This is a genomic window from Verticiella alkaliphila (genome assembly GCF_018904615.1).
Lineage (GTDB): Bacteria > Pseudomonadota > Gammaproteobacteria > Burkholderiales > Burkholderiaceae_B > Verticiella > Verticiella alkaliphila.
In genome coordinates, this window is sequence record NZ_JADCNH010000021.1 from 18,399 (window position 1) to 41,398 (window position 23,000).

Sequence of the window (23,000 nt, forward strand, 5' to 3'; positions counted from 1 at the left end):
TCACGCCGTACGGTGCAGGCGGTTGAACTGCCGCGTGGCGAGTAGGCCCACGGGCGTGGCGTGCGTAGCGGGGCCAATGAGAGGCACCAGTTCTGCCATGACATCGGCCCGGCTCTTCGCCTTCTCGAGCCGCGCGCGCAGCAGGGCGATGTCGCCATCCACGATGTCGTCGTTCGCAGGCGACTCGCCCAAGGCGCTCGCCGAAGGCAGCAGGGTGTCGCGCAGCCGCCGGCTCGCCCGGAAGGTCAGGCGGCGCTGACCCTTGCCCTCGGGCACGCGGCCATCGGCGATCCAGTCGGCGAGCACCTGCTGCTCATAGCCACTGAAGACCCCGAACATTTCCCCGCGCTCGCTCTGCAGCAGCTTCCAGAAGCGGCTCTCCTCGGGTGGGGCGCCCCGGCGCAGCCAGCCTGACTTCTCGAGGGCCTGCAGCAGTCCTCTGGCTTGCGTCGGATCTTGCAGCCAGTCGTTGACCGTGCGGCCCTCGATGCGGCAGTAATCCGAGTGGGCGTGGCGGCCCCACGCGCTCTTGTCCGCGAGGATGCGGCACAACTCGGTCTCGAGATCGAAGCTGTGAATCACGTCCAGCGTGCCAGCACCCAGATCATTGAGCAGATAGCCGCGGCGCAGACGCTGTGCAAACGTGTCGCCGTCCTCCAGCACAGGCCACAGCTGGCGCACGCTGTCCATGGCCTTGCGCGCATGTCCGCTGTGCGCGTTGTCGCCCGTGACATGCACGGTGAAGTAGTACGGATCCAGGCCCAGTTCATTGAATTCGTAGGCCGTGATGAGCAGATGCAGCGGAAGCTGCTCATAGCCCAGATTGAAGCCGATGACCTCGGGCAGATAACAGTCGGCGCCGTGCGCCAGCGCAAGCTGGATCGCGCCCTGCACATACTGCTCATCCGTGAGCCCCTCGATGGCGTCGCAACCGTGTTCGGCGAGCAGGCGCTCGTACATCGCCACGTGATTGGCACGTGCATCGCCCTCGCCCAGCTCTTCGAGATACGTCGTGATGAGCCCGGCATAACGCACGTCCTGCCAATGACGGGACAGCCCATAGAGCCAGGCGCCATCCACTCGCTTGGTGGGGGCCACACCACGCAGGAAGAAGAGCGCATGCGCGCGATTGGAGAAGTAGCGGCGTGGCCCTCCTGCCTGGCGTTCGGCCAGGTAGGCGGTGTACTGCTCGCCGACTGCAGCATTGCGTCGGGCAAGCCATGCCGGCAGATCTGCCGGATCGCTGGGCAGATCGCAATCCAGCAGATCCGCTTCGGCCAGCCGGTCGTCCAGCCAGGCGTGCGCTTGCGCGATAGCCGCCGGCGCGGGCTGGGGACGCAGCAGGGTATCGTAGAGGGTTTGCGCCTCGCCGGGGGCCTGGGCCACACGCGGCGGCTGCAAGTAGACGTCGGGATTCACGGGAATCTGCCATGGACAGGAGGGACTTTCGTAAGCGCAAGCCCTGTTCCCGCCGGGGCCCGACAATTGCTGATGTCGATAGCCCCCATCACCACCGATGACGACCTTGACCGAGAATTCCGCTGCCCTCGTCGAACTTGCCTCACTGCTTCGCGAGGAAGGCTATACCCACACCACGGTCACACCGGCCACGCACGCCCGGGTCAATGGTCGGCCTGGCAATACGTTCGCCCGCAATGCCGCGGACGTCTTCGGCTGGAGCCGGCCTTTTCTGAAGGATTCGCTGTCAGCCGAGCTCTTCGCAGCCATGGCCAGGGCTCAAGTCCTCTTGCCGAGCGATGGCGCCTGGCGCAGCCGGTTGCGTCTGTCATGTCTGGATGACCTGACGTTCTGGCATTCGGCCTACCCGACGGATGCGGCCAATGCCGTGTTCTTCGGCCCTGACACCTATCGTTTCGCGCGCGCCATCCAGCATGTGCTTGCCACGCGCCGCGCGCCCGTACGGCGCGCGATCGAAGTGTGCTGTGGCGGCGCCCCTGGCGCCATCCTCGTCGCACGCGCGCATGCCGAGGCTGAGGTGTGGGCGACCGACATCAATCCCGCGGCGCTGGCGCTGGCCGAGGTCAACGCCCGACAAGCCGACGTACCCCACGTGCACACGGCGATTAGCAATCTGCTGACAGAGGTGCCGGGCGAGTTCGACCTCATCGTGGCCAATCCGCCCTACCTGAATGACGCTGCGGGTCGCGCCTACCGGCACGGTGGTGGCGCGCTCGGCGAAGCCTTGTCCCTGCGGATCGTTCGCGACGGCATGCGCCGACTCGCGCCTGGTGGCCAATTGCTGCTCTACACCGGTGCTGCCATGGTGGGCGGCAAGGACCCTTTGCGCGAAGCTTTGCAACCCTTGCTCGACAGCCAGGACGTGGCCTGGCAGTACGCCGAGATGGATCCCGATGTTTTCGGCGAGGAACTGGAGACGCCGGCCTATGCCGACGTCGACCGCATTGCGGCCGTCACCCTGACGGTGACAGCGCCACACGGGCATTGACCGATCCGAGGCCGCCCCGCGGGACGCCATGCCAGCGCGTCCCGCGCGGGCACCGCCGGGCTCAGTGCCCTTTCTGCTTGGTACCAAAGATGCGGTCGCCCGCGTCGCCCAGGCCCGGCATGATGTAGCCGTCCTCGTTCAGGCGCTCGTCGATCGACGCCGTATAGATCGAGACGTCAGGGTGCGCCTCGGTGACGCGACGGATGCCTTCGGGGGCAGCCACCAGCACCAGCGCCCGGATTTCCTTGCAACCTGCTTGCTTGAGCAGATCGATCGTGGCGACCATCGAGCCGCCCGTGGCCAGCATGGGGTCCACGATCAGCGCCTGGCGCTGGTCGAGCTCACTCACGAGACGCTCGAGGTACGTCTGTGCCTGCAGGGTTTCCTCGTCGCGGGCAATGCCCACCACACTGACGCGGGCCCCGGGGATCAGGCTGAGCACCCCGTCCAGCATGCCGATACCGGCACGCAGGATCGGCACGACGGTGATCTTCTTGCCCGCAAGACGCTCGACCTGCGTGGGGCCGCTCCAGCCGTCGACCTCGCTGGGCTCGAGCGGCAGATCCTTGGCAGCCTCGTAGGTGAGCAGCGCAGCGATTTCCTGGGCGAGCTCGCGAAAGCTCTTGGTGGACAGGCTGGCCTGACGCATCAGGCCAAGCTTGTGACGGATCAGGGGATGACGGATTTCGTGAACGGACATGGCGAGTTCGCGGGTCAGGGAATGGCAGCGTCGCTCACGCAGGGACGGAATTCGCCCGACTGCGGATCACGGATGAGCAGGCGGCCGGTGGCCACGCCGAAATAGGCACCATGCAGGGTCAGCTCGCCCGCATCGACGCGCGCGCGGACAAATGGGAAGGTGAGCAACTGCTGCACGCTGTGCTCCACGACTGCGAGTTCCAGCTTGCGCAGGCGCGCGGTGAAATCCGGGCCGGTATCGCCAAGGCCTTCGGCCACATGGCGCACCTGGGACATCCAGCGGCCGATGAAATCGTCGGGCGACACCGGCAGGCGGGCCTCGGCGACGGCGCGCACGCCACCGCACAGGGCGTGGCCCATGACGACGATGTGCTTGACCTTCAGGACTTCGACCGCGAACTGGATAGCCGCGCTCGTGCCGTGCAGGCTCAACTTGTCGTCCTCGCAGGGCGGCACGAGATTGGCCACGTTGCGAACGACGAAGAGCTCGCCGGGGCCGGCATCGAAGATGACCTCGGGCGACACGCGCGAGTCACAGCAGCCGATGACCATGACTTCGGGGCTTTGGCCAACTTCGGCAAGCGCCTCGTAGCGCGCGCGCTCACCAGGGAAACGGCCATCGAGGAAGGTGCGATAGCCTTGAACGAGTCGATCAGGAAACATAGAGACGAGGCGCGCGAAGCGCAGGAGAACGTCGACAGGCGTATTATCCGCGTTTTTCGGCGCCCGCCGGACGCCCCCAGGGCGAGCGAACCGCCCGGCGCGGCTGACAGGCTCGCGAAAGGCGACCGCGCGTAGACTCTGCCGCTTCCTGCCCTCGCCCTGCCCTTCACACCATGCTGGCATCCCTTCTCTGGTGGCTCGCCCCCGCCGTTCTGCTCACGTCCCTGATTTCCGGCGTCTTCGGCATGGCGGGCGGCATGATCCTCATGGCCATCATGCTGGCGTTCATGCCGGTGGCGGCCGCCATGGTGCTGCACGCCATCACCCAGATGACGGCCAATGGCTGGCGCGCACTCATCTGGCGCCAGCACGTGGTGTGGCCGATCGTGGGGCGGTATGTGTTCGGTCTCGCCGCGGCGCTGGCGCTCTTCGGCTTCGTTCGCTACGTGCCGGACCGGGGCGTGGTGCTGATCGCGCTCGGCTTGCTGCCCTTTCTCGCGCTTGCCCTACCGGAGCGGGCCGCGTTGCAGGCGGACCAGCCCTGGGGCCCGCAGGTTTGCGGCCTGGTCAATGGCGCCGTGCAGCTGCTGGCCGGCGTGTCGGGGCCGCTGCTGGACGTGTTCTTCGTGCGCAGTGCGATGGATCGCCGCGCGGTCGTGGCGACCAAGGCGGCCTGCCAGACGCTGGCGCACGGGGCCAAGCTCGCTTACTTCGGCACCTTCGTCGGCGCCTGGCAGGCCGCCGCGCTGGAGGTGGAACTGGTGATCGCGGCCGTCGTGCTGGCCGCCATCGGCACCAGCCTCAGCCGACTGGTGCTGGATCGCCTCACCGATCACGGCTTTCGGCGCTGGACGCGCCGCATCATCATGGCCGTGGGCCTGGTCTGCCTGGCGCAGGGCGTGGCGACCTACCTTTGACGTTCCGCCTCTGGCGGTCAGCCGTCGAAGCGCCAGCGCTCCATCTGGCGCCGATCGCGCTTGGTGGGCCGGCCCATGTCGAGATCGGCCGACGGCTCGGGCGCGAGCCGACGCTGCTCGGCATAGCGGTCGCGTGCGGCCACGCTTTCGGCCGTCTCCTCATACAACAGCCGAGCCTGGGGCGCCGGCCCGCGCACGCCACTGATCGCGCGCACCTGCACGACGAGGACCTCGTCGCCGCGGCGCACCTCGACTTCGTCGCCGACCCCCACTTCCCGCGCCGGCTTGACCGGCTGGCGATTCACCAGCACCCGGCCCTTGCCGATCGCTTCGACGGCAATGCTGCGCGTCTTGAAGAAGCGCGCCGCCCACACCCACTTGTCCACGCGAAGCTTGTCGCTCATGGTCTCTCCTGTTGCTGATCCGTACTCAGCGCAATGCCCGTAGCCGGGCCAGGTTCACGCCCGCGGCCGCCAGCCCGAAGAGCGCACCAGCGCCCACGGCCACCGTGGTACCGGTGGCGCCGCCCAGGCTCAGGGCGATACCGACCGTGGCCACGCCGACGCACTGGCCGAAGGTGCGTGTGGTGGCCTGAGCGCCGCCCGCAGCGCCACTGCGTGTGATCGGGACAGCCATGAGCATGGCGCGATTATTGGGCGACTGAAAGAAGCCGAAGCCCACCCCGCCCAAGGCCATGGCAGCGATGATCCACCCATCGGCACTACCCGCTGGCAACAGCGCGATCACGGCCAGTCCGAACGCCATGACGCATGCGCCGATCCCGCTCAGCCACGCCGCGGAATAGTGGTCGGCCAGACGCCCTGCGATCGGCGCCATGATGCCACCGGCGATCGGCCACGCGGTCATCAGCAACCCAGTCGCGATCTGATCCCGGCCAAAAGCATGCTGAAAATGGAACGGGAGGGCAACGAACGCCCCCATTTGGGCCGCAAAGGAAAAGAACGATGCCGCGCTGGCATAGGCGAAGGGCGGCAGCCGGTACAAGTCCACGGGCACGAGCGGCGTGGCATGGCCACCCTGCCGCCGCACGAGGCTGCGACCCAGCACGAGGCCAAGGGCGATCAGGCCGAGCGCCAGCCACGTCGCCGAGGTGAGACGCTCCAGACCGAGCACGATGAGGATGAGCACCACCGCCGTGTGCACGGCGCCCCAGCCATCGAAGCGGCGGGGGTGGCGGCGGGATTCCGGCAGGCAACGCACCCCGGCAAAGGCTATCAGGGCCAGCGGGATGTTCAACGCGAAGAGCCAGGGCCAATCCGCCACGGAGAGGACGGCCGACGTGACGGACGGGCCCGCCGCACCGCCCACGGCAACGATCATGGCATTCATGCCGATGCCGCGCCCGAAGATCGCTGGCGGATAGATGTGCCGCACCAGCCCGCCCATCATGGACATCATGGCAGCCGAGCCCACGCCCTGCAGCACCCGGGCGGCCGCCAGCATCTCGATCGAGCGCGACAGCGCGCAGGCGAGCGAGGCGAGCGCGAAGATGAGCAGGCCCGCGCCGAAGACGCGGCGCAGGCCGATGCGTTCGCCCAATGCCGCCAGCGGCAGCAGGAGCACCAGCATCGTGAGGTTGTAGATGTTGGTGATGCGTACCGCCACAGAAGGCGCGGTGTCGAGCGCCGCGGCGATCGTCGGCAGGGCCACGCTCACACTGGAGCTATCCAGCACGGCGATGATGATCCCCGTGACCTGGACTGCCACGGCCCAGTGGCGCCGGGGCGGCTCCAGCCCAAGCGGGGGATCGGCAGCAGTCGGTGAAGCAGGAGTTGGGGACATCGCGGTCATTCGGGTGGGGCATCAAGAATAGCCGATTCGGGGAGCGGCACGATGGGCGTTGACTTCAGCTCCACAATGCATAAAATGGAATCGAGTACCAAAAAAATATAACGGAGACGCCATGTTTCGTCGTTTCGGTACAGCCATCGCGGTGCTGGCGCTGGCCAGCGTTGCCCCAGCCAGCCACGCCGCCGAGTTCCCGGCTCACGACACCCGTCTGGTCGTGCCCTTCCCCGCCGGCGGGCCCACGGACGTGATCGCGCGCATCCTGGCGCAGGGGCTGGATGCGCGGTGGGGGCAGCCGGTGGTGGTGGAAAACCGCCCGGGGGCCGGCACGATGATCGGGGCGGCCGCCGTGGCCAAGGCCCCACCGGATGGCCACACGTTTGGCATGGTCATCAGCGCCTACACCATCAATCCCGCCATCCGCACGCAGATGCCGTACGACACACTGCGTGATCTGACAGGCATCACCCAGGTCGCTCGGGCCAACATGGCGCTGGTGGTGCCCGCGAGCGCGCCCTTCGACGATCTGCCTGGCCTCATGGCGCACGCGCGTGCCCATCCCGGCAAGCTCAGCTACGCCACGCCAGGCCCCGGCACCGCCACCCACCTGGCGGGCGAGATGTTCAAGAAGTCCGCCGATCTGGACATCGTGCACGTGCCGTACAACGGCAGCGGCCCTGCGCTCACGGATCTGCTGGGCGGACGGGTGGACATGATGTTCGACATCGTGCATTCGGTGCGCCCGCACGTGGCAGGCGGCAAGCTCAAGATGCTGGCCCTCACGGCCGCCTCGCGCGACCCCGCCCTGCCCGACGTGCCGGTGCTCGCCGACACGCTGCCGGGCTTCGAGGTGTACAGCGTGATCGGGCTCGTCGCCCCTGCGGCCACGCCGCCCCACCTCATCGCAGCCTTGCAGGAAAGCGTGGCCGGCGTGATGGCCGAACCGGCCGTCCAGCAGCGCTTCACCGAGCTCGGCATCACGCCGGTGGCGTCCCCCCCTGCGGACTGGAACGCCTTCATCGCGAGTGACATTGCCCGCTGGACCACCGTGGCCCGCGAGGCCGGCATCCGTATCGACTGACCCGACGAGGATCGAACCATGTCTCTGCAATTCACGCCCCTGCATCGCCACTTCTGCGCCGAGGTGACCGGCCTGGACTTGACATGCCCCAGCGCCGAGCTGGCGGCCGAGATCGACCGTGCAATGGCCGATCACGCCGTGCTCGTCGTGCGCGGCCAGCCGCTCACGCAGGACGAGCAGATGGCTTTCACGCGCAGCTTCGGCGCGCTCGATCTGGGCTTCAAGAAGGTGTCCAACGCCCATACGCGCCTGAAGTACCAGGAGCTCGCGGACATCTCCAACGTGGCCGAGGACGGCAGCATTGCCCAGCGCTCGCATCGGCGCATCGTGAACAACGTCGCCAACCAGATCTGGCACAGCGACAGCTCCTTTCAAAATCCGCCGGCGCGCTACTCGATGCTGCATGCGGTGGTGATCCCGCCCAAGGGCGGCGCCACGCAGTTCGCCGACATGCGGGCAGCCTATGACGCGCTGGACGCGGACACCCAGGCCGAGATCGAAGATCTGCTCGTCGAGCACTTCGTGCTGCATTCGCGCTTCATGCTGGGCGACACGGAGTATTCCGAGGACAAGGTCGCCGCCATGCCTCGGGTGCTATGGCCGCTGGTGCGAACGCACGACGACTCCGGTCGTCGGCACCTTTTCATTGGGGCCCATGCGAGTCGCATCGACGGCATGAGCCTGCCCGAGGGTCGGCTGCTTCTGTCGGATCTGCTCGAACACGCCACGCAGCCGCAGTTCGTCTACGAACATACGTGGGAACCAGGCGATCTCGTGATCTGGGACAACCGCTGCACGCTGCACCGCGGGCGCCGCTACGACTTCTCGCAACGACGCGAGCTGCGCCGCTCGACGACCCTGGACCGGACCTATCCGACACCCGAACGCGCGGCTGCCTGAACCACCGGCCGCGGCCGCCACGGTGCGTAGCGAACCGCTGTCGAGTCTGCGGGCCCGCTGCCATGCGGGTGTAACATGCACGCACCCTTTCCTGCGTCCTTGACTGCTGCGCTGCCATGGCCTCCACCACCCGCCCCGAATCCGCCGACGAAGTCAGTGCCCTGGCCCGAGGGCTGACCGTGCTGCGCGCCGTGGCCGAGCACCCTAGCCCCATCGGCCACACCGAGCTGTCGCGCCAGACGGGGATTCCCAAGGCCACCATGACGCGCCTGATCGCCACGCTCGTGAGTCATGGCCATCTGCGTCAGGAACGCGACAGCGACCGCTACACCCTGGGGCCGGGCGTGCTGGATCTGGGCAGCGCCTATCTGCGGCACTTCGACGTGCGTACCCGCATCCGGCCCATGCTGACCGAACTCGCAGAATTTTCCGGGGCCACCGTGCATCTGGCGGTGCGGGACCGGTTCGACATGGTGTTGATCGACACCGTGCGCTCCGATACCGGCATGATCTTCTCCCGGCTGGACATCGGTGCGCGGCTCAACGTCTGCACCTCGGCCATTGGACGCGCCTACCTGCGCGAACTGCCCGACGCCGAGCGCAAGGCATTGATCGATAGCGCGCGCATCGCGGCGTCCGATGAGTGGGCGCGCATCGGCACCGGGGTGGAGGCCTCGCTGACGGAAGCCGAGACCCTCGGATTCTGCGCATCGTTGGGTGAGTGGCATCCGCAGGTCAATTCCATCGCACTGGGCTTCACGGGCCCGCGCGGCACGCGCTACGCCTTCAATTGCGGCGGCCCCGCATTCGTCTTCAGCCGAGAGATGCTGATCGAGCACGTGGGACCGCGATTGGTGGCCTGCAGGCAAGCCATCGTCCAGGAAATCGGCGCCACGTCACTTGCCTGAATGCACTGGGCCGCCTTGCGGCGGCCCAGGATCCTGCCCGCCGCGCCGGATGCGGCCTTGGGTTGCTCAGCGCACCAGATGCAGGAAGTGCAGGTGCTTCTCGTACTGGTCGAGAATGTCGCCGATGATGTCGGCGCGGCTCCAGCCCATCACGTCGTAGTTCTGACCGCCTTCCTTGAGATAGACCTCGGCGCGGAAGTACTTGCGCTCCTCGCGCTCGTCGCCTTCTGTGGCGCGCATGGCAAAGGCCGGCTGCGCGTAGGGACGCGGACGGATCTCGTAGATGAAGTCCACTTCCGAGCCGTGCATGACTTCGAGCTTGACGTTACCCGATTCATTCGTGACAACGACCTCGGCGGCCTGCTTGCGCAATTCTTCCGCCACCTCCTGGCAGGCCGGCGTGCCCACGTCCTCGATGAAACGGTTCACGTGGCTGCGCCGCGGAAAGGTCATGAGATTGCGCAAGCGACGCTGCCAATCTTCATTGGCCTGCGCGGGGCGAGGTGCCAAGTGGGCGAAGTTGCGCGTACCTCGCTTCGTGTAGTCGATCTGCAGCGCCTTCAATAGGCCCCATATCGCCGCAAGCAGCACAAGGGTATAGGGCAACGCGCTCGCGATCGTCGCCGTCTGCAAAGCTGTCAAACCATCGGCCAGCAGCAGCACGATCGCTACCACACCCGTGACAGCAGACCAGAAGATGCGCTGCCAGACGGGGGTGTTCTCCTTACCGCCCGACGCTAGCAGGTCGACGACCAAGGCGCCGGAATCCGCCGAGGTGACGAAGAACACCACCACCATGGCCACCGCAATGCCCGACAGCAGCTGCGAGAAAGGGAATTGCTCCAGGAACGCGAAGAGCGCCAGGGAGTTGTCGGCCTCGGTCGTCTGCGCGAGGCTGGTCAGCCCCTCGTTCAACACCATGTTGATCGCCGTGTCGCCGAACACCGTCATCCACAGGAACGTGAAGCCGGTGGGCACGAAGATCACACCCGCCAGGAATTCGCGGATCGTGCGGCCGCGCGAGATGCGCGCGATGAACATGCCGACGAAGGGCGACCAGGACAGCCACCAGCCCCAGTAGAAGAGCGTCCAGCCGCCCAGCCAATCCGTCTGGCGATAGGCATAGAGATTGAATGTCTTGCCGACGATCTCGGACAGGTATGATCCTGTGTTCTGCACATAGGCCTTGAGCAGGAACACCGTGGGGCCCAGCACCAGGACGAACAGCATCAGACAGACGGCCAGGATCATGTTCAGCTCGGACAGGCGCCGCACGCCTTTGTCCAGCCCGCTCACCACCGACAGCGTAGCCAGCGACGTCGTCACCACGATGAGGGCAATCTGCACGGTCGGATTGACCGGCACGCCCATCAGGTGATGCAGACCGCTGTTGATCTGCAACACGCCAAAACCGAGCGAGGTGGCAATTCCGAGCACGGTGCCGATGACGGCGAAGATGTCCACGGAGTGCCCGATCGGACCATAGATGCGATCGCCGATCAGCGGATAGAGCGCCGAGCGCAGCGTGAGCGGCAGCCCGTGGCGATAGGCAAAAAACGCGAGAATGAGGGCCACGATGGCGTAAATCGCCCACGCATGCAGCCCCCAATGGAAGAAGGTGATCTTGATCGCCTCGCGCGCGGCCTGAGCCGAGCCCGGGTCTCCCACGGGCGGATCGATCATGTGCATGAGCGGCTCGGCCACACCGAAGAACATCAAGCCAATGCCCATGCCGGCACAGAACAGCATCGCGAACCACGTACTGTTGCTGTAGTCCGGCTTGCTGTGATCCGGACCCAGCTTGATGTCGCCGAAGCGACTCACCATGCAGAACACCGCGACCATCAGGATGAGAGCCACGGCGAGAATGTAGAACCAGCCGACGTTGAAATTGATCCAGGATTGCACTGCAGCGAAGGCTCGCTGCGACTGGTCATGAAATGCGGTGACCATGATCACCAGGGCCAGCAGCAATCCGCCCGAGGTAAAGAAGACGGGCTTGCTGATGCTGGCGAACTTGCTGGGTGGCGTATCGGCCGTCGGCTGGGTCATTCAGTCACTCAGGGTCGGGAAGTGGGAGCGTCTGGAGAAATGGATTCGTTCTCGAGGCGCTCGAGTTCTTTCAGGAAGGCGTCGTCATCGTCGCCAGGTTCGGCGCCGTACTGCTGAGCAGGATTGATGCCCATGGGCGCGAGAAGCTCGTCAAGCTCGACGTTGTCGCCGTTCAGACGCGCCTGGCCATCGGCGTAGGACACGCGCACGACGAGGTTGTCGCCCTCTTCCACCACGTAGCCCGAGGACAGGGCCATCTGACGCATGAAGGCGTAGTTCTGCTCGGCCATCTTGTCGGCATCCGGCACGGCCTGACCCATGGCCTTGGCCTGCAGTTCCATGAAGCGCTTGCTGATGTCGAGCACCATGCCGCGCGAGACGACCAGCGAGCCGTCGAGCGTACGCACGTAGGCCAGCGGATCGTTCGGCTGCGGCTCGGCCGGCTGCTGGCCCGTAACATTCAGGCGCAGGCTGCTGTCCCCACCAGGCACGGAGACACGTACCGGGTCGAGCGCCAGTACCGGATTGCCGGGCAGCAGCGCCTGGATCGATTCCGCAAAGAACGCGGCAGTGGCGGGCGGCAACGCGTCAGCGTCCGGCTGGGCCGATTCGGCCATGATCGCGGGCATCTGTTCCTGATAGCGCTTGACGATGCCGCGCACGGCCTCGCCGTTCAGGTTGCCCAGACGCAGTGCGACCTGGAGCTGGCCGAGATCGACGTCCATGACGCGCATGTTGCCGATGCCGTAGTTGACCTGCAGGCTGAGGTTGGTGTCGTCCTCGCTCACGCTCGTCTCGATGACGTAGTCGCGGAAGGCAACGTTGGTGCCCCCCATCGGACCGCCACCGGCTTCCAGGAAGAGGTTGCCGATGGCAAAGCGGGCATCGCCGATGTAGGCGCCGAAGCGGCCCAGGCGCGATTCGCCATCGAACGTGGTGTTCTCGATGCGCAGCGCGGTGCGATCGCCACCGGTGGTGCCATCCAGCACACGCATTTCGGGGAATTCGCCCGCCATCGTGAAATGCGTGAGATCGCGATCCGTGCTCATCGTGAGCCAGCCGGCCTGCGAACTGAGCGTCACGCCGTCACGCGTGAACGAGAGCGGCACGAAGTCCACCCGCGAGTCGATGTCGCCACCGAAGCTCACGCTGGTGCGCTCGCGCATCGGCTGTTGTCCCTTGGCGGCAGCGAACCACTGGATCGCGAGGCCGGTGTTCTGGAGCACGGATTCGGATGCTGCCATGACGGGCGCGAACTCACCGCGGCTCAGGCGGGCGAACGGAAACGGGCCGTGCTGCACCTGGCTATCGACGGCGAGCACGTCGCCCTCGTCGATCATGTCCGGCACGAGCGTGCTCTTGGCGGTGAAGGTGTATTTCACCTGCGAGGTGAACCAGCCGCGCTGATAGTCCGAGATCGCCAATGTCACCACAGGACTCTGCGCATTGACCTTGTCGACGTAGGCGCGCACTTCGTCCTCGACGCGCTTGCCCGAGTACCAGGATGCGCCGGCCCAGGCCACGCCCCCCAACACCACTACGGCCACCACGGCCTTTGCTGCTTTGCTCATTGTGTGTAGTTTCCGATTGGTCGAGGGCAGGCTGCCCACGCGCCGGCATTATAGTGAGGGGACCCGGGCCACAGTCCGTAGCAATTCGTGACCCAGCGCGGGCCGTTTGTAGCAATTCATGTACCTAACATTGACAAGGGCCGGCCGAATGCATCACCTCGGGGTGGCGGACACGACGTAGTCGAAGCCATGACGCAAGCCGCCCAGGCGGTCGTCGAGGGCCAACGCCTCATGGCGCAATCGATCCAGCGTGGCCGCCATGGCCTCGGCCAGGGCGGCATCGGCAAAGCGCGGCAGGCGCGCCTCGCACATCGCAATCTGGCTCTGCACAAAGCGTTGGCCGTAGCGGATCGGGAACTGCCGGGTCTGCTCCACCCGGAATCCGGATGCTTCCAGATGCTGGCAAACCCAGTCGAGCGGATACTCTCGATAGGGCCGCTCGCCTGCCAGCAGCAGGCAGGCATCGCGCGTGCGGCCGATTCGCGTGATCACTTGGCCGGCGTCGTCGTCCGGAAAGTACGGCACATATGGTTGCAACCCCACGATGTATAGCTGCTTGCTCACCAATGGACGCAAGCGAGCGAAGAGATAGGGCTGGAAGTACGGCGCGAAGCCGTCGATGGCGCCAAGCAGATAGTCGGCCAGCACCGTGTCGTAGCTGTCGCCGGCGAGCAGATCGGGATCCGCCCAATCGCCCACGACGATGCGATCCTGGGATCGCTGCGTCTCGGACACGGTGTCGCGCACCTGGCGCGCCATGCCCTCGGCCCCGGTGATGGCCGTCCAGGCATCGGTCTGCAGCCCGGCCACCCAGCGCAGCGAATGGCTGCCGGTGCCCGCATCCAGAAAGCGGCCCCAGGGGCGGTTGCCTTGCCACTCGGCGATGCAGCGAAAGATGGGAGAGTCACTCATGGAACAGTCGACAGCCTGACGGTGGAGGGGCTGCTATTATGGCGCGCCCCTGGAGACGGCCTGCTGACAGGGCGATCCGCCATCGCATCATGCCCAGGCCTGCGCACCGTCCCGGCGGCCCCTGCTCTGCTCTCTCCCTGGTTCTTCTCGCCATGTCCGTCACCAACATCGCCGCCTACCGTTTCGTGAACCTCGATGCGCTCGAGTCGTTGCGCGAACGCATTCACGATCGCGCCGAGGCTCTCGCGTTGCGCGGCACCGTATTGCTGGCTGCCGAGGGCATCAACCTGTTCCTCGCGGGCACGGCCTCGGCCATCGATGAATTCCTGGGCTGGCTGCGCGAGGACGCCCGCTTTGCCGGCCTGCCGGTGAAGGTGAGCCATTCCGAGTCGGTGCCGTTCAAGCGGCTGCGCGTGAAGATCAAGCGCGAGATCATCCGCATGGATCACCCGGACATCCGGCCGATACAGGGCCGCGCCGATGGCGTGTCTGCCGCGACCCTGCATGCGTGGCTGCGCGATGGCCGGGATGCGGCAGGACGCGAGGTCGTGCTGCTCGACACGCGCAACGGCTTCGAAGTCGATGCCGGCACGTTCGCCGGCGCCGTGGATCTGCGCATCGAGAAGTTCACGCAGTTTCCCGAGGCGGTCCTGACCCAGCGCGACGCGCTGGCGGGCAAGACGGTGGTGACGTTCTGCACCGGCGGCATCCGTTGCGAGAAGGCTGCGCTCTACATGACACAGGCGGGGTTCGACCACGTCTATCAACTCGAGGGCGGCATCCTGCAGTACTTCGAGGACACGGACGGCGCGGGCTTCACGGGCGAGTGCTTTGTGTTCGACGAGCGCATCGGCGTGGACGCCGCGTTGGCACCCACGAACTGAGGGTTTGCGGCCGGCATGCACGGCGCCTGGCTGGCCCGTCAGTGAAAATCCCGGCTGTGCGGCGCGAGCAGCCCCAGCCAGGACGTGAGATCCACCAGCCGGCGCGCCACGAGATGGCTCACCCCATCGGCGTGCTGCCAGACGCCATGCACCCCCATCAGCCGTGAGCCCAGCAAGGCCTGACGCTGCGTCTCGACCAGCCGCGGCCAGACGATGACGTTGATCGGGCCGGTCTCGTCCTCGAGCGTCACGAACACCGTGCCTTTGGCCGTGCCGGGACGCTGCCGACCGATCACCAAACCACAGGCCTTGGCCGAACGCCCATTGGGAAAGGCGGCCAATGCCGTGGCCGAGCGATACCCCTGGGCATGCAGCCGCTCGCGCAGCAAGGCCAGCGGGTGGCGCTGCAGCGTAAGGCCCAGCGTCTGGTAATCCGCCACGATGTGCTGGGCTTCGGACGGCTCGGCCAGGTGCGGGGCGCTGCGGCTGGCCGCCTGCTCGGCTTCACGCAACAGATCTCGCCCCGGCGCGGCCGAGGCGGCCACCCAGGCTGCCTGGCGTCGATGCCCTGCCAGGGCACGCAACACATCGGCCGCCGCCAGCACCTCGACATCGTGCCGCGTGAGCGCGGCCCGCGCGGCGAGATCGGGTACGTCGAAGAACGGCCGCTGGGCCGCCGCCGCTTCGATGCGCAGGCCGGCCGGCTTGCCCAGCCCCTTGACCTGGTTCAGACCCAATCGCACGCCGAACCGGCGCAGCTGGCGCGGATCGTCAGGCGCGGGCGGGCCTGGGCGCACATCTGCCGTCAGGCGCACGAGCCGGGCATCCCAGCCACTGTGCAGAATCTCCACGGGCTGCACCACCACCCCCGCACGCCGTGCATCCTGCACGAGTTGCGCGGGGCTGTAGAAGCCCATGGGCTGGCTGTTCAGGAGCGCCGCCAGAAAGGCCTGCGGGTAATGCCACTTCAGCCAGGCACTGGCGTACGCCAGCAACGCGAAGCTGGCCGCATGGGACTCGGGAAAGCCGTACTCGCCAAAGCCTTCCATCTGCCGGAAGATGGCCTCGGCAAAGGTTTGGTCATAGCCCTTGTTCACCATGCCCTGGATGAGATCGGTGTGAAAGCGGTCGATGCCACCCTTGCGGCGCCAGGCGGCCATGGCCCGGCGCAAGCCGTCGGCCTTGTCGGGCGTGAAGCCCGCCGCGATCATTGCCACCTGCATCACCTGCTCCTGGAAGATCGGCACACCCAGGGTGCGCTTGAGCGCCTTGTCGAGTGGAGGCGGGTCGCCTTCGGGATGGCCCCGGGGCACGGGCACGGTCTCGGGCTCTTCCTTGCGCCGGCGCCGCAGGTAGGGATGCACCATGTCGCCCTGGATGGGACCCGGCCGCACGATGGCCACCTGCACCACGAGGTCGTAATAGCACTGCGGGCGCAGACGCGGCAGCATGCTCATCTGCGCGCGGGACTCGATCTGGAAGGTGCCAACGGTGTCCGCGGCCTGGATCATGGCGTAGGTGGCCTTGCAACCGTGCTCGACCTGATGCAGCGCAAGTGGCTCGCCCCGCTGCGTGCTCGCAAAATCCAGGGCACGACGCAACACCGTGAGCATGCCCAGGGCGAGTACATCCACCTTGAGCAGGCCCACCGCATCGAGATCGTCCTTGTCCCACTGCACCACGCTGCGATCGGGCATGGCGGCGTTCTCGATGGGCACGAGCCGCGAGAGCTTGTCGCGGGCGATCACGAAGCCCCCGGGATGCTGCGACAGATGGCGCGGAAAGCCATGCAGCCGGGACGCCATCTCGGCCCACATCTGCGCGGTGGGCGATTCGGGATCGAGCCCGGCTTCGGCCATGCGCTGCAGCAGGCCAGCCTTGCCGTCCCACCATTGCTGGGCCTTGGCAACGGCATCGACGATGGCCAGATCCACCCCGAGCGCCTTGCCCGTGTCGCGCAGGCAGCCGCGCGAACGGTAGGAGCTCACCACCGCCGTGAGCGCCGCGCGGTCACGGCCGTACTTCTGATAGATGTACTGGATGACCTCTTCGCGGCGCTGGTGTTCGAAATCCACGTCGATATCGGGTGGCTCGTCGCGCTCGCGGCTGATGAAGCGCTCGAAGAGCGGCACAGTGTGCTCTGGATTCGCGGCGGTGACGCCCAGGCAATAGCACACCACCGAATTGGCGGCCGAGCCGCGGCCCTGGCAGAGGATGCCGCGGCGCCGGGCTTCCCGCACCAGGTCGTACACAGTGAGGAAATAGGCTTCGTAGTGCTTCTCGATAATAAGCTCGAGCTCGTGCTCGATGAGCTCGGCAATGCGCGGGGGCATGCCCTGCGGGTACTTCTCTGCCGCGCCGACATAGGTGCGTTCGCGCAGGTAGCTGGCCGGCGTGTGCCCCGGGGGCACGATCTCCTCGGGGTACTCGTAGCGCAGTTCGTTCAGATCGAATCGGCATTGCCGCGCGATCACGAGCGTCTGTGCCAGCGCATCGGCCGGATAGAGCTGCGCAAGCCGCGCGCGCGAGCGCAGGTGCTGCTCGGCGTTGGGGGCCAGCGCAAAGCCCGCGGCCTGTACCGTGGTGCCCAGGCGGATGGCCCGCAAGGTGTCGTGCAGCGGCTTGCAGGAGCGCAGGTGCATGCGCACATCACCCGTCGCCACCACCGGCAGCCCTTGCTGCGCGGCCACACCCTGCACCACGGCCCGTTGCGCGGCGTCGCCCGGGCCGTGCAGCAGCGTGAGGCCCAGCCACAGCCGCTCGCCGAACACGGCCTGTGCCCACGCGGCCTGCTCGGCCAGGACATCGGCCTCCACCCCCTGGGCGGGGGCAAGAATGACCAGACAATCCGGCAGACCGCGCAGATGCTCGCTGCCCGGCGGCGGAAAGACCAGGTCATCCCGGCTCAACCGATACTCGCCCTTGGGTGCGCGCGTGCGGGCCAGCGTGATGAGCTCCACGAGATTGCCGTAGCCTTCTCGATTGCAGCACAGCACGACGAGCTCGAGCGGCGCGCGCGCGCCCAGCGGCACGAAGAGCCCCGCATCGCCCGTCTCCAGCCGGAAGGTGCTGCCCACGATGAAGTGCAGCGGTTCGGGCCGGCCTTCACGCGCCACTCGCGCCTCGACGGCCGCGCGCACGACCCCTGCCACCGAGCACTCGTCCGTCAAGGCCAGTGCCGTGTAGCCCAGGTCCGCCGCGCGAGCGACCAGGGCCTCCGGATGCGAAGCGCCTTCCAGGAACGAGAAATTGCTGCGGCATTGCAGCTCCGCATAGGCAGGCAGGGCAAAGCCGCTCATGCGAAGAGCCCATGCAGGAACCAGCGCCCCGCGGGCGTATCGCGTTCCTGATAGACCCAGAAACGCGCGTGGTCGCCGTCTTCGAAGACGAAGTAATCCCGCGCACTCAGCATGCCGTCCCACCAGCCAGCCTCCAGACGCTCCGGGCCCTGGATCCGGGTCAGCCGCTGGCGACCATGCATCAGACCTTCGCGTGACTCGGTGAGGGGCAGCGGCGCATCGAGCAGCCAGAACGGACGCTCGGGTCGCGCCGGGTGCAACGGTACCGACACGGCAGGCGGGGAATCGGCCGGCCGCCACTGGTTGGCCACTTCCGGCCGGTGATCCGCCTGCGGCCGTGCGCACAGCACCCGCTCGCGACCCAGACGCGCCGTGAGCAGTTCGACGAGGCGGCGGTGGTCGACGGCCGTGGCGCCAGGCTCGGCGAACAAGGTACCGGACGGCGCAGGCTGCGCCAGAACATCGTTCGCCAAGAGGCGCACCGCCACGACCGGGGCTTCCAGCGTGAGCGTGGCCAGCCGCTCATGCAGCAGCCGGGTGAGGTGCTCGGGATGGCTGGCGGGCTCGGCCAGGCGCACGACCAGGCGGGTGGGTGGACGCGCATGCCGTCCGCGCTCGTGATCGAGCCGGCATTCGATGGCACGCACGGCCAGGTGCCGCGCGGCAAGCCACTCGCACAGCCAGCCCAGCAGACGCGTGACGACGACTTCGGCGGCTTGCGCCTCCTCGATGCGCTCGGGCAGCCACACCCGCTGATCGAACACCGGGGCCGCCTCAATCCAGGCAAAGGCGGCCGGCACCCGGCCGTAGACTTGATCGAGCTGGGCGACGAGCGCCGGGCTGGTACGCCGCTGCAGGCCTTCGCGGGGCAGACGATTCAGCCCGCCCAGCGTCCGGCAGCCGATATCGCGCAACCAGTCGGCGTGCGGTGCGGTTTCGGGCAGCAGAGCCCAGGACAGGCCATCGAGCACGGGCTGCAGGCTGCGCACCCGCAGCCGCCGGCGCCGGGACGTGCGCGCCCGGGCCAGGACCCACGCCGCGTGCGCCGTGGGCGCCACGCCCAGCCGGCAGGCCAGGCCTTGTCCGGCCAGGGTATCCCGGATGCGCCGGCACACGGCGCGGATCCCGCCAAAGAGCCGCAGACCCGCCCCGATCTCCAGCACGATCACGCTGGCGGGCAGTACCGCCACCTGGGGGGAGTACTGCAGGAGCGCTTCGGCCGCGGCACGCAGGGCCACCGATTCGGCCGCCCGATCCTGGTCCACGGGCTGCACCTGAGGCGCCATCGCCAGCGCGCCGTTGCGCCGCATGCCCACCCGGACACCCAACGCCGCCGCGGCAGGCGTGATGGCGACCACGCGCTCGTCGTGCACGACCATCACCGGCGCCAGCGCGCCAGGAGGCTCATCCGGCGAGCAGAGGCTGGCGGCCGGCAACACGTCCAGGCTCAGCCGCGGCAGGAAGATGCCGATCCAGAGGGACATGGGCAGAAGAAGAAGAAGAAGAAAGGCCCGACGCGGCGTGCGGCCAGGCGACATGGAGGGGAAGATCGCGCACCGGCCCGCGGCGCTTGACGAAGCGCAGCAACACCCCGCCTTGCGCAGGCCAGACGGTGATGCGCAAAGGCGCGGGCGATGCCTGACGGGCCGCCGCCACGGGACGAATGCCGATGAAGAGGACATCGGACGCCTGGGCAGCGACGTGCAGCCGGCGCAGATCCGCATCGCGCACCTGGGGGAGCCAGCACAGCAAGGCCGCACAGCTGCCGTTCTTGAGGATCTGGCTTGCAGCCCACAGGGCATCGGCTGACGTGGCCGGCTGCACCCACAGCAGCCGTGCCGGATCAAGCTGCCAGCCGGCCCAGCTCGCGGCCTGCGGCGGATGCGGTGGCTGCACCAGCGCCACCGGACGGCGGCCCGCCACCCGCGCCAGGGCGGGCTGCAGAAGACGCACTTCTCCCACCCCATCGCGAGGCACGAGAAGCTCGATCAGCTGTCCGCGTGGCCAACCCCGGCCGGGCAATTCCGCCGATAACGCCGCATGCCCCGTGTCCACGCACGCGCTGGCCGGGCTGCCCCATTGGGACGCCCGCCAGAGGGCGGGATGCGGCAGCACGGCGGTGGATGGGACCTGGGCGACAGGCATGGCAGGCAGACACGAATACTGTATATAAATCCAGTATAACGTATCTGGGCGATCAGCTCTCGTGCGCCCCCATCAACGCCACCGCCGTGCGTTGAAAGCAGCCAAAGCCTTCGGCACCATGATCCCAGCGCTCGACCACGCAGTGCCGGGTCGAGGCATCGTACGTGATGAGATTGACTGAGTTCGGCACATCCCCGCGTACGCGGTGCGATACCGCCGTTCCCGCCTGGACGGCCCACGTCCGCTGCGGGTCTCCCACGCCAATCGGCAGGATGTAGGGCAGATGGATGTGGCCGCCCAGCACGAGGTCGGCCCCTGCCGCCGACCAGGCCGCCACGGCGGCCTGCCGACCGTGCACGACGTTCTCGCGGTCGTCCTCCAGCCAGGCCCGTACGGGATGGTGCAGCATGACGATGCGCAGCTGTCGCGCGTGCGCGCGGGTCAGGCGTTCGGCCACCCGCTGCACCTGCTCCTCGTCGATCTGCCCATCCTTGTGCCGCGCCGGCCGCGTCGAATTCACACCGATCACGAGCAGCTCCGGTGTCTCCAGCTCAGGCTCCAGCGAGTCACCGAAAACCCGACGGTAATTTCGGTAGGGATGACGCCAGCGTGCCCAGAGATTGAAGAGCGGGATATCGTGGTTGCCGGGCACCGCAATCACCGGCGCGGGCAGGCGTTCCAGGAAGGCCTGGGCTGCCGCGAACTGTCCACGGCGCGCCCGCTGCGTGACGTCGCCCGACAGCACGATGGCCTGGGGCGCACAATCCCGCGCAAAGGCCAGCAAGGCGTCCACCACGTCGGCGGTTTCGGTGCCGAAATGGGGATCGGAGATTTGCAGCACCCGCGTCATGCCCGCTCCCGCACACGCTCATAATCCGGCGGCACCAGCAGCTGCAGCGGCTTGGGCGCCACCTGGAAGGTGAGCGGCGTCGTGAGATGCATGATCTCGCCATCCATGGCCACCTTCACCCGGCGCCGCTCCCACCGGCGCTCGCCCACCCGCACGTTCAGCCGGTCAAAGCCGAAGGTGCGAACCTGATCCGCATCGCCCAGGGAACTGAATGCGCCGCGCAGCAGCAGCCAGTACATTTCCAGCGTACCGACCGGCCGCGCCATCATGGCCACGAGTTCGCCCTGCGTGAGCGGCGTGCCATCGACGCCGATCTGCTCGAGCTGCAAGGCGTTGTTGCCCACCACCAGCGTGCGTGCGCATCACGCGCTCCTTGCCCTCGAACGTGAGCCGCAAGGTGAGCTCGCGGTGATCGCGCAGCAGGGTCACGAGCCCTGACCAGAGCGCCACGAGTCGGCTGCGCCCATAGCGCTTCTTGTATGCCTCGCGATCTTCGAGCAACTCGGGGTACAGGCCCACGCTCGCGTTGACGAGAAAGACGTGATCGTTGAGCTGGCCGACCTGCACCGGCTCGATGTGCGCACCCAGCAGGATGCGTGTGGCCGCCGGGATGTCGGCGGGAATGCCGAACGTTCGTCCGACATAGTTGAACGTGCCCTGAGGCAGGATGCCGAACGGCAGACCGCTCTCCCAGACCTGCCCCGCCACGGCGCTCAACGTGCCATCGCCGCCGCACGCCACCACGACGCCCTTGGCTTCTCGGGCCTTTGCGACGACATCGGCGACCGCCGACGTGAGCTCACCACCTGGCACGGCCGTGATCTCGTAGCGACGCCCCGCTTCGCGCATGGCCGCATCGATGGCCTGCTGTTTGTCTTCGACGGCATTCCTGCCCGACCCTGCGTTCATCACGATGAAGAACGTCTCGGTCCCGGTGAGATTCATGTTGGCTCCCAGTGCGCCAGCGCTGGCGCGCCAGGGCCAAAGCAAGCGCAGTGCCCAGCAAGCCGCAGCGGCACGCAGATTGCTCTGCCCCCGCATCACACCACCCCGGAGGGCCGCGCCATGCTGCGTTATGCCGTCATCTTCTTCGTCATTGCCATCATTGCCGCCATCTTCGGCTTTGGCGGTCTGGCCGCGGGCGCTGCGAGCATTGCCCAGATTCTTTTCTTCATCTTCCTCGTATTGGCCGTGCTGTCGCTCATCAGCGGCATCTTCCGGCGCTAGATCCTGGAGTTCACCATGCGCGACACGTCTCATCGCCCGGCTCAGGCCGAACTCGATCCCTCGCCGAAGGCAATCGATTCACGGCGCACCCACGCCACGCCCACGTCTCCCGATGGTGGTGCACGGTGGGTGGCACCGCCCCTCATTGCGTTGATCCTTGCGGTAAGCGCTGCCGCGTGGGACGTGCCTGCGCAGGCTGCCGCTTCTGCCGAGCCCAAGCCCACCTTCACGGAACGCGTGCGCCAAGATGTAAAGGAAGGCACGGCGCGAGTTCGTGAGAACGTGAAGGACGGCGCAGACGCGGTCGGCAATTACAGCAGCGATGCGTTCATCACTTCGAAGGTCAAGGCAGCGATGGTCGCCAATGGCGACGTCAAGGCTCTGGATATGAACGTCACGACGCGCGACCGCGTGGTGCGTCTGGAAGGCGCCGTCGACACACCGGAGCAACGCGCCACGGCCGAGCGCCTGGCCCGCGACGTTGCCGACGTGCGCTCGGTGGACAATCGCTTGCAGATCAAACGCCGCTGAGCGGATTTCCGCCAGGCACGGACAATAGCGGACAGCATGAAGACCTCTCCAAGAGGCCTTCATGCTTCACGGGGAACGCTGTCAA

Annotated in this window: 20 protein-coding genes and 1 pseudogene; 8 read left to right on the top strand and 13 right to left on the bottom strand. The window is 67.1% G+C overall.

What is annotated here, in order from left to right:
• The gene (locus IMZ29_RS13950) at positions 1-1,419 is read right to left on the bottom strand and encodes an iron-containing redox enzyme family protein (RefSeq protein ID WP_371820267.1); all 1,419 of its coding nucleotides are present in this window, start codon (positions 1,417-1,419) and stop codon (positions 1-3) included.
• Positions 1,420-1,516: 97 nt separating this feature from the next.
• On the opposite strand from IMZ29_RS13950, the gene IMZ29_RS13955 reads away from it, so the two are divergent.
• Positions 1,517-2,467 carry a methyltransferase gene (locus IMZ29_RS13955; RefSeq protein WP_216185026.1) on the top strand — a complete coding sequence of 317 codons (951 nt, stop codon included), beginning with the start codon at positions 1,517-1,519 and terminating at the stop codon, positions 2,465-2,467.
• A 61-nt stretch (positions 2,468-2,528) separates the two neighbouring features.
• Here IMZ29_RS13955 and upp read toward each other — a convergent pair whose 3' ends face one another.
• Positions 2,529-3,167 (bottom strand): uracil phosphoribosyltransferase, encoded by a 639-nt coding sequence (gene upp, locus IMZ29_RS13960; protein WP_216185029.1) that lies wholly within the window; start codon positions 3,165-3,167, stop codon positions 2,529-2,531.
• Between the two features lie 14 nt (positions 3,168-3,181).
• Positions 3,182-3,829, bottom strand: a complete 648-nt coding sequence (locus IMZ29_RS13965) for a carbonic anhydrase (protein ID WP_216185032.1) — start codon at positions 3,827-3,829, stop codon at positions 3,182-3,184.
• A 173-nt stretch (positions 3,830-4,002) separates the two neighbouring features.
• Here IMZ29_RS13965 and IMZ29_RS13970 point away from each other — a divergent pair, with 173 nt between their 5' ends.
• Positions 4,003-4,746 carry a sulfite exporter TauE/SafE family protein gene (locus tag IMZ29_RS13970; RefSeq protein ID WP_216185035.1) on the top strand — a complete coding sequence of 248 codons (744 nt, stop codon included), beginning with the start codon at positions 4,003-4,005 and terminating at the stop codon, positions 4,744-4,746.
• Positions 4,747-4,763: 17 nt separating this feature from the next.
• On the opposite strand, the gene IMZ29_RS13975 is transcribed toward IMZ29_RS13970, so the two are convergent.
• The gene (locus tag IMZ29_RS13975; RefSeq protein ID WP_216185038.1) at positions 4,764-5,150 is read right to left on the bottom strand and encodes an RNA-binding S4 domain-containing protein; all 387 of its coding nucleotides are present in this window, start codon (positions 5,148-5,150) and stop codon (positions 4,764-4,766) included.
• 25 nt (positions 5,151-5,175) lie between these two features.
• Positions 5,176-6,474 (bottom strand): MFS transporter, encoded by a 1,299-nt coding sequence (locus IMZ29_RS13980; RefSeq protein ID WP_216185041.1) that lies wholly within the window; start codon positions 6,472-6,474, stop codon positions 5,176-5,178.
• 196 nt (positions 6,475-6,670) lie between these two features.
• Here IMZ29_RS13980 and IMZ29_RS13985 point away from each other — a divergent pair, with 196 nt between their 5' ends.
• The 3 genes from IMZ29_RS13985 to IMZ29_RS13995 all read left to right on the top strand — a co-directional run bounded on the left by IMZ29_RS13985 (position 6,671) and on the right by IMZ29_RS13995 (position 9,444).
• The gene (locus IMZ29_RS13985) at positions 6,671-7,636 is read left to right on the top strand and encodes a Bug family tripartite tricarboxylate transporter substrate binding protein (RefSeq protein WP_216185044.1); all 966 of its coding nucleotides are present in this window, start codon (positions 6,671-6,673) and stop codon (positions 7,634-7,636) included.
• Positions 7,637-7,654: 18 nt separating this feature from the next.
• Positions 7,655-8,536, top strand: a complete 882-nt coding sequence (locus IMZ29_RS13990; protein WP_216185047.1) for a TauD/TfdA dioxygenase family protein — start codon at positions 7,655-7,657, stop codon at positions 8,534-8,536.
• A gap of 116 nt (positions 8,537-8,652) precedes the next feature.
• On the top strand, positions 8,653-9,444 hold the full coding sequence (locus IMZ29_RS13995; protein WP_216185049.1) for an IclR family transcriptional regulator: 792 nt from the start codon (positions 8,653-8,655) through the stop codon (positions 9,442-9,444).
• Between the two features lie 66 nt (positions 9,445-9,510).
• Here the strand turns inward: IMZ29_RS13995 and IMZ29_RS14000 are convergent, their stop codons facing one another.
• From IMZ29_RS14000 to IMZ29_RS14010, 3 genes are all read right to left on the bottom strand, one after another.
• Positions 9,511-11,496, bottom strand: a complete 1,986-nt coding sequence (locus tag IMZ29_RS14000; RefSeq protein ID WP_216185052.1) for a BCCT family transporter — start codon at positions 11,494-11,496, stop codon at positions 9,511-9,513.
• 8 nt (positions 11,497-11,504) lie between these two features.
• A complete protein-coding gene (locus IMZ29_RS14005) occupies positions 11,505-13,067 on the bottom strand; it encodes a YdgA family protein (RefSeq protein ID WP_216185055.1) in 1,563 nt (520 codons plus the stop codon).
• Positions 13,068-13,220: 153 nt separating this feature from the next.
• A complete protein-coding gene (locus IMZ29_RS14010) occupies positions 13,221-13,979 on the bottom strand; it encodes a class I SAM-dependent methyltransferase (protein ID WP_216185058.1) in 759 nt (252 codons plus the stop codon).
• A gap of 152 nt (positions 13,980-14,131) precedes the next feature.
• Here IMZ29_RS14010 and IMZ29_RS14015 point away from each other — a divergent pair, with 152 nt between their 5' ends.
• Positions 14,132-14,863 carry a sulfurtransferase gene (locus IMZ29_RS14015; RefSeq protein WP_216185061.1) on the top strand — a complete coding sequence of 244 codons (732 nt, stop codon included), beginning with the start codon at positions 14,132-14,134 and terminating at the stop codon, positions 14,861-14,863.
• A gap of 38 nt (positions 14,864-14,901) precedes the next feature.
• Here the strand turns inward: IMZ29_RS14015 and IMZ29_RS14020 are convergent, their stop codons facing one another.
• The 5 genes and pseudogenes from IMZ29_RS14020 to IMZ29_RS14040 all read right to left on the bottom strand — a co-directional run bounded on the left by IMZ29_RS14020 (position 14,902) and on the right by IMZ29_RS14040 (position 22,102).
• On the bottom strand, positions 14,902-18,162 hold the full coding sequence (locus IMZ29_RS14020) for an error-prone DNA polymerase (RefSeq protein WP_216185064.1): 3,261 nt from the start codon (positions 18,160-18,162) through the stop codon (positions 14,902-14,904).
• Entirely contained in the window at positions 18,159-19,646 is a 1,488-nt protein-coding gene (locus IMZ29_RS14025) for a Y-family DNA polymerase (RefSeq protein ID WP_216185067.1), read from the bottom strand. The genes IMZ29_RS14020 and IMZ29_RS14025 overlap by 4 nt, the downstream gene beginning before the upstream one ends.
• A complete protein-coding gene (imuA, locus tag IMZ29_RS14030; RefSeq protein ID WP_216185070.1) occupies positions 19,567-20,307 on the bottom strand; it encodes a translesion DNA synthesis-associated protein ImuA in 741 nt (246 codons plus the stop codon). Before imuA ends, IMZ29_RS14025 begins: the two co-directional genes overlap by 80 nt.
• 52 nt (positions 20,308-20,359) lie before the next feature.
• Positions 20,360-21,157 (bottom strand): metallophosphoesterase family protein, encoded by a 798-nt coding sequence (locus IMZ29_RS14035; protein WP_216185073.1) that lies wholly within the window; start codon positions 21,155-21,157, stop codon positions 20,360-20,362.
• Positions 21,154-22,102, bottom strand: a pseudogene (locus IMZ29_RS14040) (diacylglycerol/lipid kinase family protein). Before IMZ29_RS14040 ends, IMZ29_RS14035 begins: the two are co-directional and overlap by 4 nt.
• A 120-nt stretch (positions 22,103-22,222) precedes the next feature.
• Here IMZ29_RS14040 and IMZ29_RS14045 point away from each other — a divergent pair.
• Both IMZ29_RS14045 and IMZ29_RS14050 read left to right on the top strand, forming a co-directional pair.
• On the top strand, positions 22,223-22,384 hold the full coding sequence (locus IMZ29_RS14045; RefSeq protein ID WP_216185076.1) for a DUF1328 domain-containing protein: 162 nt from the start codon (positions 22,223-22,225) through the stop codon (positions 22,382-22,384).
• Between the two features lie 15 nt (positions 22,385-22,399).
• Positions 22,400-22,915, top strand: a complete 516-nt coding sequence (locus IMZ29_RS14050) for a BON domain-containing protein (protein ID WP_216185079.1) — start codon at positions 22,400-22,402, stop codon at positions 22,913-22,915.
• Positions 22,916-23,000 lie beyond the last annotated feature (85 nt).

Excerpts from the sequence above, each read along its gene's own strand:
- IMZ29_RS13955 (WP_216185026.1), top strand. The coding sequence starts at position 1,517 with ATGACGACCTTGACCGAGAATTCCGCTGCCCTCGTCGAACTTGCCTCA.
- upp (WP_216185029.1), bottom strand. The coding sequence starts at position 3,167 with ATGTCCGTTCACGAAATCCGTCATCCCCTGATCCGTCACAAGCTTGGC.
- IMZ29_RS13965 (WP_216185032.1), bottom strand. The coding sequence starts at position 3,829 with ATGTTTCCTGATCGACTCGTTCAAGGCTATCGCACCTTCCTCGATGGC.
- IMZ29_RS13970 (WP_216185035.1), top strand. The coding sequence starts at position 4,003 with ATGCTGGCATCCCTTCTCTGGTGGCTCGCCCCCGCCGTTCTGCTCACG.
- IMZ29_RS13975 (WP_216185038.1), bottom strand. The coding sequence starts at position 5,150 with ATGAGCGACAAGCTTCGCGTGGACAAGTGGGTGTGGGCGGCGCGCTTC.
- IMZ29_RS13985 (WP_216185044.1), top strand. The coding sequence starts at position 6,671 with ATGTTTCGTCGTTTCGGTACAGCCATCGCGGTGCTGGCGCTGGCCAGC.
- IMZ29_RS13990 (WP_216185047.1), top strand. The coding sequence starts at position 7,655 with ATGTCTCTGCAATTCACGCCCCTGCATCGCCACTTCTGCGCCGAGGTG.
- IMZ29_RS13995 (WP_216185049.1), top strand. The coding sequence starts at position 8,653 with ATGGCCTCCACCACCCGCCCCGAATCCGCCGACGAAGTCAGTGCCCTG.
- IMZ29_RS14000 (WP_216185052.1), bottom strand. The coding sequence starts at position 11,496 with ATGACCCAGCCGACGGCCGATACGCCACCCAGCAAGTTCGCCAGCATC.
- IMZ29_RS14005 (WP_216185055.1), bottom strand. The coding sequence starts at position 13,067 with ATGAGCAAAGCAGCAAAGGCCGTGGTGGCCGTAGTGGTGTTGGGGGGC.
- IMZ29_RS14010 (WP_216185058.1), bottom strand. The coding sequence starts at position 13,979 with ATGAGTGACTCTCCCATCTTTCGCTGCATCGCCGAGTGGCAAGGCAAC.
- IMZ29_RS14015 (WP_216185061.1), top strand. The coding sequence starts at position 14,132 with ATGTCCGTCACCAACATCGCCGCCTACCGTTTCGTGAACCTCGATGCG.
- IMZ29_RS14020 (WP_216185064.1), bottom strand. The coding sequence starts at position 18,162 with ATGAGCGGCTTTGCCCTGCCTGCCTATGCGGAGCTGCAATGCCGCAGC.
- IMZ29_RS14025 (WP_216185067.1), bottom strand. The coding sequence starts at position 19,646 with ATGTCCCTCTGGATCGGCATCTTCCTGCCGCGGCTGAGCCTGGACGTG.
- imuA (WP_216185070.1), bottom strand. The coding sequence starts at position 20,307 with ATGCCTGTCGCCCAGGTCCCATCCACCGCCGTGCTGCCGCATCCCGCC.
- IMZ29_RS14035 (WP_216185073.1), bottom strand. The coding sequence starts at position 21,157 with ATGACGCGGGTGCTGCAAATCTCCGATCCCCATTTCGGCACCGAAACC.
- IMZ29_RS14045 (WP_216185076.1), top strand. The coding sequence starts at position 22,223 with ATGCTGCGTTATGCCGTCATCTTCTTCGTCATTGCCATCATTGCCGCC.
- IMZ29_RS14050 (WP_216185079.1), top strand. The coding sequence starts at position 22,400 with ATGCGCGACACGTCTCATCGCCCGGCTCAGGCCGAACTCGATCCCTCG.